The sequence below is a fragment of the Acidovorax sp. JMULE5 genome (genome assembly GCF_013376875.1).
Taxonomy (GTDB): domain Bacteria; phylum Pseudomonadota; class Gammaproteobacteria; order Burkholderiales; family Burkholderiaceae_C; genus Acidovorax; species Acidovorax facilis.
On the sequence record NZ_CP035951.1, the window covers coordinates 1,712,489 to 1,731,741 of the forward strand.

General features: G+C 63.8%; 16 protein-coding genes. 4 read left to right on the forward strand and 12 right to left on the reverse strand.

The window, feature by feature from the left end:
- Positions 1-13: 13 nt before the first annotated feature.
- From EXV95_RS07705 to rpsB, 10 genes are all read right to left on the reverse strand, one after another.
- On the reverse strand, positions 14-535 hold the full coding sequence (locus EXV95_RS07705; RefSeq protein ID WP_176886403.1) for an OmpH family outer membrane protein: 522 nt from the start codon (positions 533-535) through the stop codon (positions 14-16).
- Entirely contained in the window at positions 535-2,832 is a 2,298-nt protein-coding gene (bamA, locus tag EXV95_RS07710; protein ID WP_176886404.1) for an outer membrane protein assembly factor BamA, read from the reverse strand. Before bamA ends, EXV95_RS07705 begins: the two co-directional genes overlap by 1 nt.
- Positions 2,833-2,877: 45 nt before the next feature.
- A complete protein-coding gene (gene rseP / locus EXV95_RS07715; RefSeq protein ID WP_176886405.1) occupies positions 2,878-4,242 on the reverse strand; it encodes an RIP metalloprotease RseP in 1,365 nt (454 codons plus the stop codon).
- 26 nt (positions 4,243-4,268) lie between these two features.
- The gene (ispC, locus tag EXV95_RS07720) at positions 4,269-5,450 is read right to left on the reverse strand and encodes a 1-deoxy-D-xylulose-5-phosphate reductoisomerase (RefSeq protein WP_176886406.1); all 1,182 of its coding nucleotides are present in this window, start codon (positions 5,448-5,450) and stop codon (positions 4,269-4,271) included.
- Entirely contained in the window at positions 5,447-6,301 is an 855-nt protein-coding gene (locus tag EXV95_RS07725; RefSeq protein WP_176886407.1) for a phosphatidate cytidylyltransferase, read from the reverse strand. Before EXV95_RS07725 ends, ispC begins: the two co-directional genes overlap by 4 nt.
- Positions 6,302-6,328: 27 nt before the next feature.
- Positions 6,329-7,060 (reverse strand): polyprenyl diphosphate synthase, encoded by a 732-nt coding sequence (gene uppS, locus EXV95_RS07730; RefSeq protein ID WP_055398245.1) that lies wholly within the window; start codon positions 7,058-7,060, stop codon positions 6,329-6,331.
- 271 nt (positions 7,061-7,331) lie between these two features.
- Complete coding sequence (frr, locus tag EXV95_RS07735) at positions 7,332-7,892, reverse strand: ribosome recycling factor (protein ID WP_055398246.1); 561 nt, start codon at positions 7,890-7,892, stop codon at positions 7,332-7,334.
- A 51-nt stretch (positions 7,893-7,943) separates the two neighbouring features.
- Complete coding sequence (pyrH, locus tag EXV95_RS07740) at positions 7,944-8,666, reverse strand: UMP kinase (protein WP_010457839.1); 723 nt, start codon at positions 8,664-8,666, stop codon at positions 7,944-7,946.
- Between the two features lie 56 nt (positions 8,667-8,722).
- Positions 8,723-9,649 carry a translation elongation factor Ts gene (gene tsf, locus EXV95_RS07745; protein ID WP_055398247.1) on the reverse strand — a complete coding sequence of 309 codons (927 nt, stop codon included), beginning with the start codon at positions 9,647-9,649 and terminating at the stop codon, positions 8,723-8,725.
- A gap of 106 nt (positions 9,650-9,755) precedes the next feature.
- Complete coding sequence (gene rpsB, locus EXV95_RS07750) at positions 9,756-10,508, reverse strand: 30S ribosomal protein S2 (RefSeq protein WP_055398248.1); 753 nt, start codon at positions 10,506-10,508, stop codon at positions 9,756-9,758.
- 187 nt (positions 10,509-10,695) lie between these two features.
- Here rpsB and EXV95_RS07755 point away from each other — a divergent pair, with 187 nt between their 5' ends.
- The 3 genes from EXV95_RS07755 (at position 10,696) to EXV95_RS07765 (ending at position 14,953) form a co-directional block, all read left to right on the forward strand.
- Complete coding sequence (locus EXV95_RS07755; protein ID WP_176886408.1) at positions 10,696-12,051, forward strand: amidase; 1,356 nt, start codon at positions 10,696-10,698, stop codon at positions 12,049-12,051.
- A gap of 52 nt (positions 12,052-12,103) precedes the next feature.
- A complete protein-coding gene (locus EXV95_RS07760; RefSeq protein ID WP_176886409.1) occupies positions 12,104-13,336 on the forward strand; it encodes an FAD-dependent oxidoreductase in 1,233 nt (410 codons plus the stop codon).
- Between the two features lie 87 nt (positions 13,337-13,423).
- Positions 13,424-14,953: an NAD(P)H-hydrate dehydratase gene (locus tag EXV95_RS07765; protein WP_176886410.1), complete on the forward strand. Its 1,530-nt coding sequence runs from the start codon at positions 13,424-13,426 to the stop codon at positions 14,951-14,953.
- A 3-nt stretch (positions 14,954-14,956) separates the two neighbouring features.
- Here EXV95_RS07765 and EXV95_RS07770 read toward each other — a convergent pair whose 3' ends face one another.
- Entirely contained in the window at positions 14,957-15,697 is a 741-nt protein-coding gene (locus EXV95_RS07770) for an AraC family transcriptional regulator (protein ID WP_176886411.1), read from the reverse strand.
- Positions 15,698-15,827: 130 nt separating this feature from the next.
- Here EXV95_RS07770 and EXV95_RS07775 point away from each other — a divergent pair, with 130 nt between their 5' ends.
- Complete coding sequence (locus EXV95_RS07775) at positions 15,828-16,820, forward strand: alpha/beta fold hydrolase (RefSeq protein ID WP_176886412.1); 993 nt, start codon at positions 15,828-15,830, stop codon at positions 16,818-16,820.
- Positions 16,821-16,913: 93 nt separating this feature from the next.
- Here EXV95_RS07775 and rnr read toward each other — a convergent pair whose 3' ends face one another.
- Positions 16,914-19,241: a ribonuclease R gene (rnr, locus tag EXV95_RS07780; RefSeq protein ID WP_055394778.1), complete on the reverse strand. Its 2,328-nt coding sequence runs from the start codon at positions 19,239-19,241 to the stop codon at positions 16,914-16,916.
- Between the last annotated feature and the right edge of the window lie 12 nt (positions 19,242-19,253).

Here is a 19,253-nt window from a genome sequence, read left to right on the forward strand (position 1 = left end):
CCAGCGCTCTGGCTTACTTGCCAGCAGAGGCATTCAGTGCCTTGATCACCTTGTCGGTGATGTCATGCTTGGGGTTGATGTAGACGGCCTCCTGGAGGATCACGTCGTACTTCTCGGCTTCCGCCACTTGTTTGACGACCTTGTTCGCACGTTCGAGCACCTGGGACAGTTCCTCGTTCTTGCGGGCGCTCAGGTCTTCCTGGAACTCGCGGCGCTTGCGCTGAAATTCACGGTCCTGGTCCACCAGTTGGCGCTGGCGGGTCGTACGCTGGCTTTCAGCCATCGTGGGGGCTTCGCGTTCGAATTTCTCTGTGGCGGTCTTCAGGGTACTGCCCATGTCCACCAGTTCTTTCTCGCGACGGGAGAATTCCTGCTCCAGCTTGGCCTGTGCAGCCTTGGCAGTGCTGGCCTCACGGAAGATGCGGTCTGTATTGACAAAACCGGCTTTGAACGACTCTTGAGCTTGCGCAGGGGCGGCCGCGGCCATGGAGCCAAGCAGCAGAGCCAAAGAGATATGGCGAGAAATGGATTTCATTAGAAAGACGTTCCAATCTGGAATTGCAGTTTCTGGATTCTATCGCCGGCGAACTTGCGCACCGGTTGCGCAAAAGCCAGACGCAAAGGACCGAGCGGGGAAATCCAGCTCAAGCCCAGGCCCACGGAAGAACGCATGTCACTGAAGGTAACTTTTTCGTTTTCTCCGTACACATTACCCACGTCAAAGAAGGTGAATACACGCAGCGTCCGGTCGTTCCCTGCACCCGGGAACGGCGCGATCAGTTCCGCGTTCAGCGTCACCTTCTTTGGCCCCCCCAAAGAGGCCCCCGTCACGTCGCGCGGACCCAGGGTACCCTGGTCAAAGCCACGCACCGAGCCCAACCCGCCAGAATAGAAATTCTTGAACACCGGGAACGGCCGGCCATTCATGCCCTTGCCGATACCCACTTCGCCATTGAAGGCGATGGTGAAACGTTTGTTCAGCGGTACATACTGCTGGTATTGGTAGTTGGCCCGCACATAGCGAGCATCCCCAGCCACCGACCATTCTGAATTGAGGCGCTGATAGCGGCCGGAATTCGGTGCCAGAGCGCTGTCGCGGTCGTCCCGCGACCAACCGATCGTCAAAGGAATGGAGGTGCTGCTGTAGCCAAACTGGTCGGCATAGGCCAGGTAGGTGGCGGGAATGTTCGTACCCGCCTTGATCTTGGTCTGCTCCAGCCCCCCGCCAAAGAACACGGTATCGGTTTCACTGAACGGAACACCGAATCGCACCGACGTCCCGGTGGTCACCAACTCATAGTTACCGCCCTGGTCTTCGTAAGGCTTGTCCGTGCGGTAGTACACGTCCAGCGTGCGAGAAATGCCATCGGGCGTGAAGTACGGATTGGTGGTGCTGAACACGAGCGTGCGGCGGTACTTGCTGGTGTTGACATCAATGCCCAGGTAGTTGCCAGAGCCAAAAATGTTCTCTTGCTTGATACCAAACGACAGCGACACCTTTTCGGCACTGGAAAAACCTACCCCCATTTGCAACGATCCGGTGGGTTTTTCTGCCACGTTGATCACCAGGTCCACCTGGTCTGGAGAGCCCGGCACCTCCTGGGTCTCCACATTGACCTCGGTGAAGAAGCCCAGGCGGTCCACGCGATCACGGGACAGGCGGATTTTTTCACCGTCGTACCAGGAGGCTTCGTACTGGCGGAACTCGCGGCGGATCACTTCGTCGCGTGTGCGGTTGTTGCCACTCACATTGATGCGGCGCACATAGGCACGGCGCGAGGGTTCCGCCTGCAACACAAAGGCCACGCGGTTGTTCTCGCGGTCAATCTCGGGCACGGCCTCTACCCGCGCGAACGCAAAGCCAAAACGGGAGAAGTACTCGGAAAAGGCCTTGGTCGTTTCAGTGACCTGGTCAGCGTTGTAGGGCTCGCCTGGGCGAATCGTGACCAGGGACTTGAACTCGTCTTCCCGGTCCAGATAGTTGCCTTCCAGCTTCACACCAGAAACCACGTAACGCTCGCCTTCTGTCACATTGACTGTGATAGAGATATCCTGTTTGTCGGGTGAAATGGCGACCTGCGTGGAGTCGACACGGAATTCGAGATAGCCGCGCTGCAGGTAGTAGGAGCGCAGGGTTTCCAGATCGGCGTTGAGCTTGGCACGTGAATAGCGGTCCGACTTGGTGTACCAGCTGAGCCAGCCACCGGTGTCCTGATCAAACAGGCCTTTGAGCGTGGATTCGCTGAAGGCCTTGTTGCCAACAATGCGTACGTCCTTGATGCGGGCGGGATCGCCTTCGACCACGGTGAAAGTCAGGTTGACGCGATTACGCTCGATCGGGGTCACGGTCGTGACGACCTCGGCGCCATAGAGGCTCTTGTTGATGTACTGGCGCTTGAGCTCCTGCTCGGCACGGTCGGTCAGCGCCTTGTCATAGGGACGACCTTCGGTCAGCCCGACATCGCGCATGGCCTTCTTCAGCGCATCCTTGTCAAACTCGCGGGTACCGGCGAAATCCACGTCGGCCACAGTGGGGCGCTCCTCCACCACAACCACCAGCACATTGCCAGTCGCCTCCAGGCGCACGTCCTTGAACAGGCCCAGACCAAAAAGTGCGCGAATGGCAGCTGCGCCCTTCTCGTCGTTGTAGTCGTCACCAACCCGCAGTGGCATGGAGGCAAACACGGTGCCGGGCTCGACGCGCTGCAGCCCCTCGACGCGGATGTCCTGCACCTTGAAAGGCTCCAGAGCCCATGCCGCATTGGCGGCAAAAATCATGGCTGCAACGGCCGATGCGGTACGCACGCCCAGGCGATTGATGTGTTTTTTCATGAATGAAGCTGGCGCCGCAGTTGCAGGGCAAGCGCGGCAAAAGTGTTAGCCAAAGAGCCGAGTGATATCGTTGAACAGGGCAATGGACATCATGAGAAGCAAGACCGCAACGCCTCCACGCTGCAGGCGCTCCATCCACGCGTCTGACACCCCCCTGCCCGTGACACCCTCCCAAAGATAATACATCAGGTGCCCTCCGTCCAAGACGGGCAGCGGTAGCAGGTTGAGCACGCCCAGGCTCACGCTGATCAGGGCGAGGAAAACGAGGTACTGCGTTAGGCCCAGGCTGGCAGAACGCCCAGCATAGTCGGCGATGGTCAAGGGCCCGCTGATATTCTTGAGAGATGCCTCACCAATCACCATGCGGCCCATCATGCGCAGCGTCAATACCGACACATCCCAGGTCTTGACCACACCGGCCCAAGCGCCTTCCAACACGCCATATTCAACGGTCACGAAATCAGGTGGAGCGCCAACGTAGGCCCCAATGCGGCCTATGGTCGCGCCCAGTTCCGGCTTGGCCTCCGGCAATACATCCAAGGTCAGCACCTGCCCCGCGCGATCCACGCGCCAAGGCTGGGCCAGTGGCTCGCTGCCACGCACGGACTGCCGGATCAACTCGCGCAGCTGCTGGCCATCCACCACATCGATGGCGCCAATCTTGAGCACCACATCCCCTTGGCGCAATCCAGCGCGCGCAGCGGCTCCGTCAGGCATGACCTCGCCAAGCACCGGACGTGTCCATGGCCCCAGAATGCCTATTTTGCGAAACAGCTGGGCGTCTGCTTCGCGGCTGTCGATCTTCGACATGTCCAGCAAAATTTCCCGGTGTGCAGCCCCCGACTGTGGCTGCACATCCAGGCGCACGTTCACCCCCTCCAGGGCACCGCGAGTAAGCAGCCAGCGCAAATCTTCAAACGACCGCACGGGTTCCAGGTCGTCCGAACCCAACGCTGCCTGCGCGACCAGTTCACCGCCACGCAGGCCCGCGCTCTGCGCCACGGAACCAGCCACCGGGCTGGCCAGGACCGCCTTGGGCTCCTCCACCCCATTCCAGTTGACGATGGAATACAGCAGCACGGCCAGCAGCAGATTCGCAACAGGGCCTGCGGCCACGATGGCAGCGCGGGACCGCAGAGGTTGGGTGTTGAAGGCCAGATGCCGCTCTTCGGGGGGCACAGGCGCTTCCCGCTCGTCCAGCATGCGAACGTATCCACCCAACGGAAACGCGCCCAGGACAAACTCCGTGGGCGAGCCCTTGGGTTGCCAGCGCAGCAGCGGGTTGCCAAAGCCCACCGAGAAGCGCAGCACCTTCACTCCGCATGCCACGGCCACCCGGTAGTGGCCGTATTCGTGTACGGCAATCAGAAGCCCGAGGGCCACGATGAAGGCAACGATGGTGAGGAGCATGTGCGGGTCCGTGTTGCGGTGGAAACTCAGGCCGCCAGGCGGTCTGCAGCTTGCTCAGCGGCATTGCGCGCCTGGCTATCCAGGTCCAGCAACGCTTCGAGCGAATTGGGCTTGGAGGGGGAAACCGCCTCCAAAGTTGCAAGATTCACGGCATGAATATGGTCAAAACGAAGCCGCCCCGACAAGAACGCTCCCACAGCCACCTCATTGGCAGCATTCAATACGGCCGTCGTCCCCTCGGCCGCTTTCAGCGCTTGCCAGGACAGGTGCAAACCCGGGAAGCGGTGGGCATCAGCGTCTTCAAACGCCAGCGCGGACAGGGTCGAAAAGTCCAGTGTGCTCGCACCACTCGCAATGCGCTCCGGCCAGGCCAGGCCGCAGGCAATGGGCACGCGCATGTCGGGCGTTCCCAATTGAGCCAGGATCGATGCATCCTTGAACTGCACCATGGAATGGATGATCTGCTGCGGATGGATCACCACCTTGATCTGGTCCGGGTGCAGATCGAACAGCCAGCGGGCCTCGATCACTTCGAGCGCCTTGTTCATCATCGTGGCCGAATCCACCGAAATCTTGCGCCCCATCGAGAAATTGGGATGCGCGCAGGCCTGGGCAGGTGTGATCTCAGCCAGCGTGGACGGGTCTCGTTGCCGAAACGGCCCCCCGGAAGCCGTAAGCAAAATGCTGTCCACCCGTTGCGCCCAAGTGGCAGGGTCTTCGGGCAGGCATTGAAAGATGGCGGAGTGTTCGCTATCGATGGGCAACAGCGTCGCCCGCCCCTCGCGCACCGTCTGCATGAACAACCCGCCGCCAACCACCAGCGCTTCCTTGTTGGCCAGCAGCAACCTCTTGCCCGCGCGCGCAGCCGCCAGACACGGTGCGAGACCCGCAGCGCCCACAATGGCCGCCATCACCGCATCCACTTCATCGTGTGACGCTATCAATTCAAGAGCATCTTGCGCTTGAAGGACCTGCGTTGGAAGGCTATTGGCCACCAATTTTTCCGCCAGAAGCGCCGCATGGGGCGAGCTCGCCATCACCGCGAAGCGAGGACGGAACTGTGCACACTGCGCCAGCAGAAGATCGACCTGGGTGGCAGCGCTGAGCGCAAACACCTCGAAGCGATCGGGATGGCGGGCCAGCACATCCAGCGTGCTGGTGCCAATGGAGCCGGTGGAACCGAGGACGGTGATTTGTTGTTTCTTCATGGAGTCGTCAGGCTCGTGAGCATCATGGCCAGGGGGAGCGTGGGCAGCAGAGCATCCACGCGGTCAAGCACACCACCGTGTCCGGGCAACAGGCCGCTGCTGTCCTTGACACCGGCGCTGCGCTTGATGAGGGACTCCACGAGATCTCCCGACACACTCATGGCCACCATGAACAGTGCGGCAAGCACCAGCATCCACCAGCCTTGTAGCGCCATGCGGCTGTAAAAACTGGGCACAGCCGCCTGCCAGTGCGCATCGGCAGCGACCCAGGCGAAGGCCATGACCACCACACCCGCCAAGCCGCCCCACACCCCTTCCCAGCTTTTGCCAGGACTGATCGAAGGGGCCAGCTTGCCTTTTGTGAAGCGCAGGCCAAAAGCACGGCCGGCGAAATAAGCAAAGATGTCTGCGACCCACACCAGGAGCAGCACCGACAACAGGAAATTGATACCCACATTGCGCGCCTGCACCACGGCGAGCCAAGCGAGCCACAGCGCCAATACCCCGGCCACCAGGCGCACTCCACCCGGAATGCGGGGCCAACCAGGCACCCCTGCCTTAAGCAGCCAGGCGGCCGCCAAGACCCACAGCCCCCCGCCCACCACCCACAGGGCGGTCAACGGACGATCGACCCAGCCCAGGGCCCACGAACCCGCACACAGTGCGACACAAGCAGCGCCCACGGTCAGTGAGCCGGCCTGGCCAAAACCGCTCAGACGCCCCCACTCCCAGGCACCCGCGGCCATGAGCACCAACACGACTACGGAGAAGGGCACCGTGGATGGGTAAAAAAGCGCCGGCAGCAAAATGGCCAGCAGGACAAGGGCTGTGATAACGCGCTGCTTGAGCATGGGGCCTTTCAGAACCTGTTCAGGTTCTCAGCCCGGCATCGGCTGAGGATGCGCGGACAGGATTTGTTCGGAGGTTTTGCCAAAACGGCGCTCGCGGCCACCGAAGGCTGCAATCGCCTCGTCCAGCGCCGACTCATCGAAATCCGGCCACAACCGGTCGCTGAAGAAAAACTCGGAGTATGCGGCCTGCCACAGCAAAAAGTTGCTGATCCGCATTTCCCCGCCGGTGCGAATCACCAGGTCCGGATCGGGCACATGGGCCATGCCCATCGCACCCTGCAGGCTGGCCTCGGTGATAGGCTCACCGCGTGCCGCCAGCGACGCTGCGGCCTGGGCAATGTCCCAGCGGCCACCGTAGTTGAAACACACGTTGAGCACGAGGCGGGTGTTTTCAGCCGTAGCGGCTTCTGCCTGCGCCAAGCCATCGCGGACCTTCTGCGAAAGACCCGCACGCTCACCCACGAAATACAGGCGCACGCCATCCTTCTTGAGTTGCGGCACTTCGCGCGCCAGCGCCATCGCCAACAGTTCCATGAGGCCAGAGACCTCGTCGGCGGGGCGGTTCCAGTTTTCGGAGGAGAACGCAAACACCGTGAGTACAGCCACACCGCGCTGCACGCAGGCGCGTGCACAGCGGCGCAGTGAATCCACACCTTGCTTGTGGCCCGCCAGGCGCGGCAAAAAACGGCGCGTGGCCCAGCGGCCGTTGCCATCCATGACGATGGCAATGTGGTGTGGCACCAACGGAGAGTCAGCCATGTGAATGTTCAAGCCCTGGGGCCTAGAGCGTGTGATGCGCTTTTACGTGCCCGCGAAAGTCGGGGAAAGGCCCGACAACTAGGCGCAGGACGCGCCGAGGTATGAGTACCGCAAGCGGCTTGCAACGACGTAGCCGGGCCTTTCCCCAACTTTCCCAAAAGGTTGGCCCCACACGCAGGCACTCGCGGCGTTGCAGCGCTTGCCAAGGCCGGAGCCTTGCGATCACCTGCGTGTGGGGCCAACGCGGGTACGTAAAAGCGCATAACACGCTCTAGACCGCCATGATTTCCTGCTCTTTGGCAGCCACCAGCGCATCGATCTCGGCGATGTGCTTGTCGGTGAACTTCTGCACGTCGGTTTCGGCGCGCTTCTGGTCGTCCTCGGAGGCCAGCTTGTCCTTGACGAGCTTCTTGACGGACTCGTTGGCATCGCGGCGCAGGTTGCGCACGGCAATCTTGGCGCTCTCGCCCTCGTTGCGGGCGAGCTTGGTCATTTCCTTGCGGCGCTCTTCGCTCATGGGCGGCATGGGTACGCGGATCAGGTCGCCCATGGAGGCAGGGTTCAGGCCCAGGTCGCTTTCGCGGATGGCCTTCTCGATCTTGGCGCCCATGCCCTTTTCCCAGGGCTGCACGCTGATGGTGCGCGAATCGATCAGCGCCACGTTGGCCACCTGGCTCAGGGGCACCAAGGAGCCGTAATACTCGACCTGGACGGTATCGAGCAACGCCGGGTTGGCACGGCCGGTGCGGATCTTCTGCAGGTTGTTCTTGAAAGCCGAGATGGACTGGTCCATCTTGGTTTCTGCATTTTTCTTGATGTCGGCAATCGTCATGTTTTCTCCTGGGCGCCCGCCTGCATCGTGGGCAGGCCTCGGCCATTGTCGTCAAGCGTAAACCAGCGTACCTTCGTCTTCACCCATCACCACGCGCTTCAGGGCGCCGTGCTTGATGATGGAGAACACCCGCACGGGCAGCTTCTGGTCGCGGCACAGGGCAAACGCGGTCGCATCCATGATGCCCAGATTGCGGGACATGGCCTCGTCAAAGCTGAGCTTCGTATAACGCGTGGCCGTGGGGTCCTTCTGGGGGTCGGCAGTATAAACGCCGTCCACCTTGGTGGCCTTGAGCACCAGCTCAGCACCGATTTCGGCACCGCGCAACGCTGCGGCGGTGTCGGTGGTGAAGAAGGGATTGCCCGTGCCGGCCGCAAACACGACGACCTTGCCCTCTTCAAGATACTGCAGCGCCTTGGGGCGCACATAGGGCTCAACCACCTGCTCGATGGCAATGGCGGACATCACGCGGGCCACCAGGCCCTGCTTGTCCATGGCATCGGCTAGGGCCAGGGCGTTCATCACGGTGGCCAGCATGCCCATGTAGTCGGCGGTGGCACGGTCCATCCCGACCGAGCCCCCGGCGACACCACGGAAGATGTTGCCCCCACCGATCACCACGGCCACCTGGACACCCAGGCGGGTCACTTCGGCGATCTCCTCGACCATGCGCACGATGGTGGCGCGGTTGATACCGAAGGCGTCATCCCCCATCAGCGCCTCACCAGACAGCTTGAGCAAAATGCGCTTGTGGGCTGGTGCAGCGTTGGACATGGGAAATTTCTCCGGTAAGTGGTACGAGGCTTTGGTGGGGTGGTTACTGGGAACGATCAGGCAGCAGCCTTGGCAGCAGCCACCTGGGCAGCCACTTCGGCAGCAAAGTCGTCCACCTTCTTCTCAATGCCTTCGCCCACCACGTACAGGGTGAAGCCCTTCACGTTGGTGTTGGCAGCCTTGAGCATCTGGGCCACGGTTTGCTTGCCGTCGGCAGCCTTCACGAAGACCTGGTCGGCCAGCGAGACTTCCTTGAGGTACTTCTGCACCGCGCCGTCGATGCGCTTGGCCGTGATTTCAGCGCTTTGTGCAGGCTTGCCAGCAGCCACGAGTTCCTTGTTGGCTTCGTCGGCCTTGCCTTCGGCGACCGAGCGCTCCTTGGCGATCAGGTCTGCAGGCACGTCGGCGCTGGTCAGGGCCACGGGCTTCATGGCGGCCACGTGCATGGCCACGTCCTTGGCGGCGGTAGCGTCACCGTCGAACTCGACGACCACACCGATGCGCGAACCGTGCAGGTAGGCGGCCAGGTTGGAGCCGCTGAAGCGCTTGAAGCGGCGGAACGACATGTTCTCGCCGATCTTGCCGATCAGGCCCTTGCGCACGTCTTCCAGCGTGGGGCCGAAGCTGTCTTGGCTGTAGGGCAGCGCGCCCAGGGCTTCGACGGTGGCAGGGTTGTGCTCAGCCACCAGCTTGGCAGCGGCGTTGGCCATGGCGATGAAGCTGTCGTTCTTGGAGACGAAGTCGGTTTCGCTGTTGACTTCCACCAGGGCACCGGTGGTGCCGTCGATGTAGCTGGCGACCACGCCTTCAGCCGTGATACGAGATGCAGCCTTGCCAGCCTTGGTGCCCAGCTTGACGCGCAGCAGCTCTTCAGCCTTGGCCATGTCGCCGTCGGCTTCCGTCAGCGCCTTCTTGCATTCCATCATCGGAGCGTCGGTCTTGCCACGCAGTTCAGCAACCATGCTTGCGGTAATTGCAGCCATCTTTGTTCCTTCAGTGTTCAGTTCAGTCAGTTCAGATTCGGGCTAAAAAAAAGGGGGCTCACCAGGGGCCCCGCTTTTGTTCGCGACGGATCGCGCAGCCGGGCTATCAGGCAGCGGCTTCTTGCACTTCCACAAATTCGTCGGTGCTCTCTGCAGTAGCAGCCTTCACGACTTCATTCACGGCGTTGGCACGGCCTTCGATGATCGCGTCAGCGATGCCACGGGCGTACAGCGTCACAGCCTTGGCCGAGTCGTCGTTGCCAGGGATCACGTAGTCGATGCCTTCAGGCGAGTGGTTGGTATCGACCACACCGATCAGCGGGATGCCCAGCTTCTTGGCTTCGGCCACGGCGATCTTGTGGAAGCCCACGTCGATGATGAAGATGGCATCGGGCAGAGCAGCCATGTCCTGAATGCCGCCGATATCCTTTTCGAGCTTCTCGATTTCGCGGGAGAACGTCAGTTGCTCCTTCTTGCTCAGGCTGTCGAGGCCAGCTTCTTGCTGGGCCTTCATGTCCTTGAGGCGCTTGATCGAGGTCTTCACGGTCTTGAAGTTCGTCAGCATGCCGCCCAGCCAGCGCTGGTCCACGAAAGGCACGCCAGCGCGTTGCGCTTCGGTGGCCAGGATTTCACGGGCTTGGCGCTTCGTGCCGACCATCAGGATCGTGCCGCGGTTGGCAGCCAGTTGCTTGGCGAACTTTTGGGCTTCCTGGAACAGTGGCAGCGACTTTTCCAGGTTGATGATGTGAATCTTGTTGCGATGGCCGAAGATGTAGGGGGCCATCTTGGGGTTCCAGAAGCGGGTTTGGTGACCGAAGTGGACACCGGCTTCCAGCATTTCGCGCATGGTAACGGACATAAAAATACTCCAAAGGTTAGGTCTAAAATCAGCCCCAATATTTGCAGTGCCGTGATCTTCACGAACACCGCAACACCTTGACAGGGCTGCTTTGCGATTGGTCTTGCCGCAGCGGCCACGCTGGTTGTGCAAACCTTGCACCACTGCGCTACTGCTCCCAGCAAAACCCAAAGATTCTAGCACACCCATGCTCTCTGACCTGATCGCCACCCGTGAGCAACTGCGGGACGGCGCCACCACCGCGCCCGCCGAGCTGGAACGCTGCATCGACGCTGCCCAGGCCACCTCCAACACCCACAGCTTTGTGCGAACCCTGTTCAACGAGGCTCGCACCACAGCGGTGCAGCCGGGCGTGGCCCAGTTGCCTCTGGCCGGGCTGTCGGTGTCGGTGAAGGACCTGTTTGACGTGGCCGGCCAACCCACCCCGGCGGGCTCCACCGCGCTGGCGGGGGCTCCCGCAGCAGCTCAAGACTGCCCGGCCGTGGCCCGGCTGCGCGCAGCGGGTGCCAGCCTGATTGGCCGCACCAACATGGTGGAGTTCGCTTTCTCGGGCGTGGGCGTCAACCCCCACTACGGCACGCCTGCTGCCTGGGACGCGCGTTTTGGCGCCGTGCCCGGCGCACCCCGTGTGCCCGGCGGGTCTTCGTCCGGCGCCGGGGTGTCGGTGGCCACTGGCGCGTCGTTCATCGGGCTGGGATCGGACACCGGTGGGTCCATCCGCATTCCTGCAGCGCTCAACGGCATCGTGGGCTTCAAGAACACCGCCCGGCTGGTGCCTACTGTTGGCGCCGTGCCGCTGTCCACCACCCTGGACACCGCCTGCGCCATGACGCGCACCGTGCGCGACGCCATCGTGGCGCACGAGGTGCTGGCCGCCCGGCGCGTGACGCGCAGCCTGGCGCCGCTGTCGCAATACCGGCTGGCCGTGCCATCCACCCTGTTCCTCGACGGACTGGACGCCACCGTGGCCCAGGCCTTTGAGCGCAGCGTGGAAGCCTTGCGCCAGGCGGGCGCCCAGATCGACACCATCGCCCTGCCCGCCGTGCTGGAGCAGCCCGCCTATGGTTTTGCCGCCCCCGAAGCCTACGCCTGGCACCGCGAGCTGCTGCAGCGCACAGGCGACCACTACGACCCCCGGGTGCGCATGCGCATTGAAAAAGGCGCCACGCTGATGGCCTGGGAATACATCGACCTGATGCAGGCGCGCCAGCAATGGATTGCACGCATGCTCTCCGACATGGAGCGCTATGACGCCCTGCTGTCCCCCACCGTTCCCATCGTGGCACCGCTCATTACCGATGTCGCACCGGCCGATGGACTGGACAAAGCCCAGGACGCCGCCCGCGACGCCGAGTTCTTCCGCGTCAACAACCTGCTGCTGCGCAACACCAGCGTGGTCAATCTGCTGGATGGCTGTGCGCTGTCGCTGCCTTGCCATGTGCCAGGGGAACTCCCGGTCGGGCTGATGGTCTGGCACGGAGCGCTCAGGGACGACACGGTGCTCAACGTGAGCTTGCAGATCGAACAAATACTACAAAAATAATAGCTACTTGCGCTTTACCAACAAGCGCTAGAAGCCAAAAACACCCATATTCATGAAGATTGCTATCGTGGGCGCCGGCATCATCGGCGTCACCACCGCATACGAGCTGGCCAGCGACGGCCACGAAGTCACGGTGTTCGAACAACGCAGCGCAGCCGCCGAGGAAGCCAGCTTTGCCACTGCAGGACTGCTCGCACCCTACCTGCTGAGCCCCTGGGCAGTGCCGGGCTTTGGCCAGCCGCTGCGACTGATGGGGACACAAGCCACCCTGCGGATGGCAGGCGGCCTGACCCTCGCCAACTGGGCCTGGTTGCGGCGCTGGCGCAGCATGGCCCGCAGCCACAGTGCCCCGGCTACAGCCGTCGAGCGCCTGGCGCAGTACAGCCAGACACGCCTGCAATCCATCGCCAGCCAGCACGAGCTGGACTTTGAAGCAAGCGAAGGCCGTCTGGTGCTGCTGCGCACTGAGGAAGACCGCACGCGCCTGCAGCCCGCGCTGCAGGTGCTGCGCGACAGCGGCGTGACCCTGCGCGAGATCGACGCCGATGTGGCCCGCCAGATCGAGCCCGGCCTGTCGCCCGAGGCGCCGCTGGCAGGCGCCATCCACTTGCCCGACGCGCGCGCGGGCAACTGCCGCCTGTTTGCCCAGCTGCTGCGCCAGGGTATTCAGGGCGGTGGCGTGCAGTTTGTGTTCAACACCCGCGTGGACCGACTGGGCAGCAGCCCCACCGGCGTGGTGCTGCAAGGCGAAGCGGACCTGCGTCGATTTGATACCGTGGTGCTGTGCGCGGGCATGGCATCAGCCACGCTGCTACCCGCGCTGGGCCTGGGCCTGCCCATGGCGGCCGTGTATGGCTACTCCGTCAGTGCCCCGCTGCGCGAATCCACCCACGCCCCGCGCGCCAGCGTGGTGGATGCGGGTCAGCAGATATCCATCACCCGCCTGGGCCAGCGTGTGCGCATAGCAGGCGGCGCCGAACTGGCCGGGGCCGATGCCGAACACCACGCCCCCACACTGCAGCGCTTGTACCGCACGCTGAACGACTGGTTCCCCGGCGGCGCGCAGCTGTCATCCAACCTGCAGATCTGGCGCGGCGCCCGCACCATGCTGCCCGACGGGGCCCCGGTGGTGGGCGCCAGCGGCGTGCCGGGCTTGTGGCTCAACACCGGTCACGGCGCAAGTGGCTGGGCTCTGGCCTGCGGCAGCGCCCGGGCGCTGGCCGACCTGATCGCGCGGCGCGAGCCCGAGGTGTCGCTGGACGGGCTGGGCATGCGGCGGTTCTGAGCCAGTCAGCGCTTTCACCTCACCAGGCGGCGGCGCACAATGGCAGGCACTCTGCCGCTTGCAGCGCCCCTTGCCATATGCAGCCCCATGCACCGCATCACCGCCCACCAGCCCCACCCCCTGTTCAACACCGCCGCCACACGCCGCCTGGAGAAAACGGCGGCAGCCGCCCTGCCCACGCACACCCTCATGCAACGCGCAGGACTGGCCGTGGCGCAGCTGGCCCAGGCGTTGGCGCCCCACGCACGCACCGTGTGGATTGCCTGCGGACCCGGGAACAACGGGGGTGACGGGCTGGAGGCTGCCATGCACCTGCAGCGCAGTGGCCGCAAAGTGGTCGTGACCTGGCTGGGCCAGCCCGATACGGCCCCGGCCGATGCCAGGGCCTCGTGGCAGCGCGCACGTGATGCGGGCGTGGTCTGGGCAGACACCGCACCCGGCGATCTGGGGGCCAACGACCTGTGCATTGATGCGCTGCTGGGCATTGGCGTCTCTTCTTCACCCCACAGCCCCGCACGCACGCCCGACGCAAGGCTCCAGGCCTGCCTGCAAGCCCTGCACCGCAGCCCAGCCCCCGTGCTGGCCGTGGACTTGCCCAGCGGGCTGGACGCTGACACCGGCCAGTTTGCTGCAGGCCTTGCGCCCCATACGCCGCCCCACCGGCACCCTCACGCCCCCGCGGCACGCCACACGCTGAGCCTGCTCACCCTTAAACCCGGCCTGTTCACTGCCGCCGGGCGGGATGCCGCAGGCCAGGTGTGGCTGGACGACCTGGGCATTGACCCTGGGCATGAGCCGCCCAATGCCTGGCTCTCCGGCCCCGCCCTGCCCGCCCTCCGCGCCCATGCCAGCCACAAAGGCAGTTATGGCGACGTGGCCGTGGTGGGCGGCGAGGGGCTGGCCGAGCGTGGCATGGGCATGGCGGGCGCAGCCCTGCTGGCCGCATCGGCCGCCCTGCACAGCGGCGCGGGCCGGGTGCTGGTGGCCCTGCTGGACAACGGCCAGCAGCAACTCGACCCACAGCAGCCCGAGTTGATGTTCCGCAGCTTTGAAGCACTGGCACTGGAGCAGCTCACCGTGGTCTGCGGCTGTGGCGGCGGGCAGGCCATCGCTCGCGTTCTGCCCGAGGTCATAACCCGCGCAGCCCGACTGGTGCTGGATGCCGACGCGCTCAACACCATCGCCACCCAGGCCGCACTGCACGCGCTGGTGGTGGCACGCGGACAGCACGGGCAACCCACAGTGCTGACCCCCCATCCGCTGGAAGCCGCCCGCCTGCTCGGCCTGACCACGGCCGAAGTCCAGGCCAACCGACTGTGCGCCGCGCAGCAGTTGGCGGACCAGTTCAACTGCGTGGCCGTGCTCAAGGGTTCGGGCACCGTGATTGCGGCGCCCGACCGCGTTCCAGCCATCAACCCCACCGGCAACGCACGGCTGGCTACGGCAGGGACGGGTGATGTACTGGCCGGCATGGTGGGCGCCCACCTGGCCGCTGGCGCGAGCGCCTTGCGCGCTGCGAGTGAAGCGGTGTACCAGCATGGCCAGGCGGCTGATGATTGGCCAGCGCGCCAGGCGCTGACGGCCAGTGCGCTGGCGCTGCGCGTGGGCGGAAGCTGAGCCTCAGGCCAGCAAGGTCACCTTCTTGAGCGGCTTGAGCACGCTCGACGGCGTCATGCCAAAGGTCTGCCGGAACATGCGGCTGAAGTGGGCCGAATCAGAAAACTCGCCGTGCAACGCCGCGTCGGTCAGGCGCGGGCTGACCACCAGCCCCGCCATCGCCAGCCGCACCTGGGACCAGACCCGATAGGTGCGCAAGCTCACGCCCATCTCGGCGCGAAACAGGTGGTTGAATCGCGACGCTGAAAGCTGGACGCCCGAGGCCAGGTCACCCCGTGCCACCCGCCCCGCCTGCGGATGGCGCAGCACATGCAGGCTGCACGCCACGCGTGGGTCCAGCGGCGCCACCTCGTTATCGAGCGGGCAACGCAGCAAGGCGGGCAGGTCGAAGTGATGCAGATAGCCCTCCATGGCACTGCGCGCACCCACAGGGACTGCAACATCCAGCACCACGCCACCCTCTTGCTGGAACAGACCGCGCAACCCCCGTGCTTCACGCGAATCGGGCTCCAGGTACATCAGGGCAACCGTCTCGCCGCAAGGGTCGAACAGGTGCTCCACGCCCGCGTCCACCAGCGCGCTGTGGCAGGTCTCCACACGCCCTGCCCCCCAGTGCAACGCGAACCGGCCCGAGAGCCCCATCAGCAGCACCGGCGACGCATGGCAGTGCCAGCCCGTGGCCGGAATCTCCCCGACGTAGAGCGCCCGGTCAGTGCCCAGGGTCAGTGTGTTGCGTGCTGGCATAGCCCAAACCTACAAGTTTTTTTACCGCGTTCTCCGTAGCCTTGCCTCTCCCGCCAGGGGCCGAGCGTGTGTTGACGCTTGAAGCAGCAGTCCCTGGCATGCACGCAGCCATATCCTTGGAGAACGCTTCTTGAAACGCATCGTTATTTCTGTCGCAACGGCTCTGGTACTGGGCACGGTCGGCCTCTACTACGGAGCACCTTCGCTGTTCAAAGAGCCTATGCTCAGCGCCAATCGCCATCTGTCCGGCCTGGAAGAAAAAACCGCCGATGCGGCCATGCACACCATCCACTACCTGGATAACGGCACTCCCCCAAACCCCGCGTCGGTTCACAGCAGTGACACACCCATCGTTCTGCTGCACGGCATTTTTGCGGAGAAAGACCATTGGGTGGATTTTGCGCGACCGCTCACCGGCCAGTACCGGGTGATTGCCCCAGATATCCCGGGCTTTGGCGAGAGCACACGGCGGGCAGACCAGCCCTACGACTACGCCGCCCACGTCACGCGGCTGGCCGCGTTTCTGGACGCGCTCGGCCTTGCGAAAGTGCATCTGGCGGGCAACTCGATGGGCGGCACCATCGCCGCTCTCTTTGCTTTGCAGCATCCCGAGCGCGTGGCCAGCGTGGCCTTCATCGGCGCACCCCACGGCATTCGCTCGCCCAAGCCCAGCACCATGGACCGTCTCATCGACACCGGACAACGCCCGCTGGTGGCCCACGATGCCGCAGCCTTCGGCGCCATGATGGATCTGGTGTTTGAAAAGCGCCCCTTCCTGCCCTACCCCATCCTGCATGCGTCTGAACAAGAAGCGCTGCGCAACGCCACCTCCAACACGCGCCTGTGGGACGCGCAGCTCAAAGACCGGTACCTGCTGGAGCAACGACTGAGCACGTTGCAGCACCACCCCATCCTCGCCCTGTGGGGCGAGAGCGACCGCGTGTTCGACCACTCTGGACTGCAGACTTTGCAGAAGCTGTTGCCCCACGCCCATGCCGAAGCACTGCCCGGCATTGGCCACCTGCCCATGATGGAGGCGCCCAAAGAGACGGCGCAGCGGTACGCCCGCTTCCTGGGCGTTGTGGCCACGACCTCGCGCGAGACCACCCCGAAAATCCAATAAAAATAGCTGCTAGCGCTTATCCATAAAGCGTTAGCAGCTATTAATTAGTGAGCAATAGCTTGAGCGTGATTTTGTACGCCGTCCCCGCTTGTGTCAGCCCCGGCGGGGCTTGCGCGCCTTGCTCTTGCTGGATTTTCCCGCAACCGCCTTCTTGACAGATGCTTTCAGAGACTGGATCGGTGAACGCGCGGCCCGCTCACGCGAAAGGCCCGCTTGCTCCGTGGCAGATGGGGTTGGGCCCTTGTCGGACTTGCGTCCACCGGACCGGCCACCCGCCTTGCGGGCGCCACCAGCGCCTTCTGTGCCCAGGCCCTTGTCTTTCAACGCGCGGCCCAGCAACTCTTCGCCCTCGCGCACCAGGCGGAAGTCGATCTTGCGTCCGTCCAAGTCCACACGGCTGACCTGCACCCGGACCCGCGCGCCGATGGCGTAGCGGATGCCTGTGCGCTCACCACGCAGTTCCTGGCGCGCCTCGTCGAACTTGAAGTACTCGCCGCCCAGTTCGGTGATGTGTACCAGGCCTTCGACATACATCGCGTCCAGCGTGACGAAGATGCCGAAGCTCGTTGCTGCGCTGACCACGCCGCTGTATTCCTCGCCCAGGTGTTCGCGCATGTACTTGCACTTGAGCCAGGCTTCCACATCGCGGCTGGCCTCGTCGGCACGGCGTTCGTTGGCACTGCAGTGCAAGCCTGCTGCCTCCCAGGCCTGGGTGTCGCGGCTCGGGGGTGCAACATCCTTGCGGGGCTTGGTGCCGGGCGCCGCCACGCGGGCCGCCAATCGCTTGGCCAGCTTGGCATGGGCTTCGCCGGGTGTAGGCAAGGACGGCAGCGCGTACTTCGTCTTGCTCAGAATGGCCTTGATGACCCGGTGCACCAGCAGGTCGGGGTAGCGCCGGATCGGGCTGGTGAAATGCGTGTAGGCATCGAACGCCAGGCCAAAGTGCCCACTGTTGACGGGCGTGTAGATGGCCTGCTGCATGGAGCGCAGCAGCATGGTGTGGATCTGCTGAGCGTCGGGCCGGTCCTTGGTTGCCGTGGCGATGGCCTGGAAGTCACCGGGTTTCGGGTCGTCGCCGATCGTCATGCCCACGGCCATGGCCTTGAGGTAGTTGCGCAGGATTTCCTGCTTCTCGGGCGTGGGGCCTTCGTGCACACGGAACAGGCCGGGCTGTCCGCCCTGGGCGATGAAGTCGGCGCTGCACACGTTGGCGGCCAGCATGGCCTCTTCGATGAGCTTGTGCGCATCGTTACGGGTGCGAGGCACGATCTTCTCGATCCGACCGTTTTCGTCGCAGACGATCTGTGTTTCGGTGGTCTCGAAGTCCACCGCGCCGCGCGCCTGACGCGCGATGAGCAGCGCGCGGTACACGTCGTGCAGGTTGAGCAGGTCCTTGACGCGGTCCTTGCGCTTGCTGGCCTCGGGGCCGCGCGTGTTGGCCAGGATGGCCGCCACTTCGGTGTACGTGAAGCGCGCATGGCTGAACATCACGGCCGGGTAGAACTGGTAGGCATGCACCTCGCCCTTGGCGGTGACCAGCATGTCGCAGACCATGCACAGGCGCTCTACCTCGGGGTTCAGAGAACAGAGCCCATTGCTGAGCTTCTCGGGCAGCATGGGGATCACGCGGCGCGGGAAGTACACGCTGGTGGCGCGGTCGTAGGCATCGATGTCGATGGCACTGCCCGTCTCCACATAGTGGCTCACGTCGGCAATCGCCACCAGCAGGCGCCAGCCCTTGCTGCGGCCGACTTTGGCGGGCTCGCAGTACACGGCATCGTCGAAGTCGCGCGCGTCTTCGCCGTCGATGGTGACCAGGGGCACGTCGGTCAGGTCCACGCGGCGCTTCTTGTCCTGCGCGCGCACCTTGTCGGGCAGCTCCTTGGCCTGGGCGAGACACTCTGCCGAGAACTCGTGTGGCACGCCATACTTGCGCACCGCGATCTCGATCTCCATGCCAGGGTCGTCCACTTCACCGAGCACTTCGGTGATACGCCCCACAGGCTGGCCGAACAGGGCTGGAGGTTCTGTCAGCTCAACCACCACGACCTGCCCGGGCTTCGCGGCGCCCGTGGCGCCTTTGGGGATCAGTACATCCTGACCGTAGCGCTTGTCTTCGGGGGCCACGAGCCACACGCCGCTTTCCTGCAGCAGTCGGCCGATGATGGGCTGGGGCGGACGCTCAATGATTTCAACGACACGCCCTTCGGGGCGGCCACGGCGGTCCTGGCGGACGATGCGCACGCGCACACGGTCCTTGTGCAAGACTGCGCGCATTTCGTTCGGGGGGATATAGATGTCGCCTTCGCCATCGTCACGGATGACAAAACCGTGTCCATCACGGTGCCCTTGCACGCTGCCTTCAATCTCGTCCGACAAATGCGTGGACTGCGTGCCGGGGGTGGTTTTTTTGATATACAATCTTAGACTTTC

Excerpts from the sequence above, each read along its gene's own strand:
- EXV95_RS07705 (WP_176886403.1), bottom strand. The coding sequence starts at position 535 with ATGAAATCCATTTCTCGCCATATCTCTTTGGCTCTGCTGCTTGGCTCC.
- bamA (WP_176886404.1), bottom strand. The coding sequence starts at position 2,832 with ATGAAAAAACACATCAATCGCCTGGGCGTGCGTACCGCATCGGCCGTT.
- rseP (WP_176886405.1), bottom strand. The coding sequence starts at position 4,242 with ATGCTCCTCACCATCGTTGCCTTCATCGTGGCCCTCGGGCTTCTGATT.
- ispC (WP_176886406.1), bottom strand. The coding sequence starts at position 5,450 with ATGAAGAAACAACAAATCACCGTCCTCGGTTCCACCGGCTCCATTGGC.
- EXV95_RS07725 (WP_176886407.1), bottom strand. The coding sequence starts at position 6,301 with ATGCTCAAGCAGCGCGTTATCACAGCCCTTGTCCTGCTGGCCATTTTG.
- uppS (WP_055398245.1), bottom strand. The coding sequence starts at position 7,060 with ATGGCTGACTCTCCGTTGGTGCCACACCACATTGCCATCGTCATGGAT.
- frr (WP_055398246.1), bottom strand. The coding sequence starts at position 7,892 with ATGACGATTGCCGACATCAAGAAAAATGCAGAAACCAAGATGGACCAG.
- pyrH (WP_010457839.1), bottom strand. The coding sequence starts at position 8,666 with ATGTCCAACGCTGCACCAGCCCACAAGCGCATTTTGCTCAAGCTGTCT.
- tsf (WP_055398247.1), bottom strand. The coding sequence starts at position 9,649 with ATGGCTGCAATTACCGCAAGCATGGTTGCTGAACTGCGTGGCAAGACC.
- rpsB (WP_055398248.1), bottom strand. The coding sequence starts at position 10,508 with ATGTCCGTTACCATGCGCGAAATGCTGGAAGCCGGTGTCCACTTCGGT.
- EXV95_RS07755 (WP_176886408.1), top strand. The coding sequence starts at position 10,696 with ATGCTCTCTGACCTGATCGCCACCCGTGAGCAACTGCGGGACGGCGCC.
- EXV95_RS07760 (WP_176886409.1), top strand. The coding sequence starts at position 12,104 with ATGAAGATTGCTATCGTGGGCGCCGGCATCATCGGCGTCACCACCGCA.
- EXV95_RS07765 (WP_176886410.1), top strand. The coding sequence starts at position 13,424 with ATGCACCGCATCACCGCCCACCAGCCCCACCCCCTGTTCAACACCGCC.
- EXV95_RS07770 (WP_176886411.1), bottom strand. The coding sequence starts at position 15,697 with ATGCCAGCACGCAACACACTGACCCTGGGCACTGACCGGGCGCTCTAC.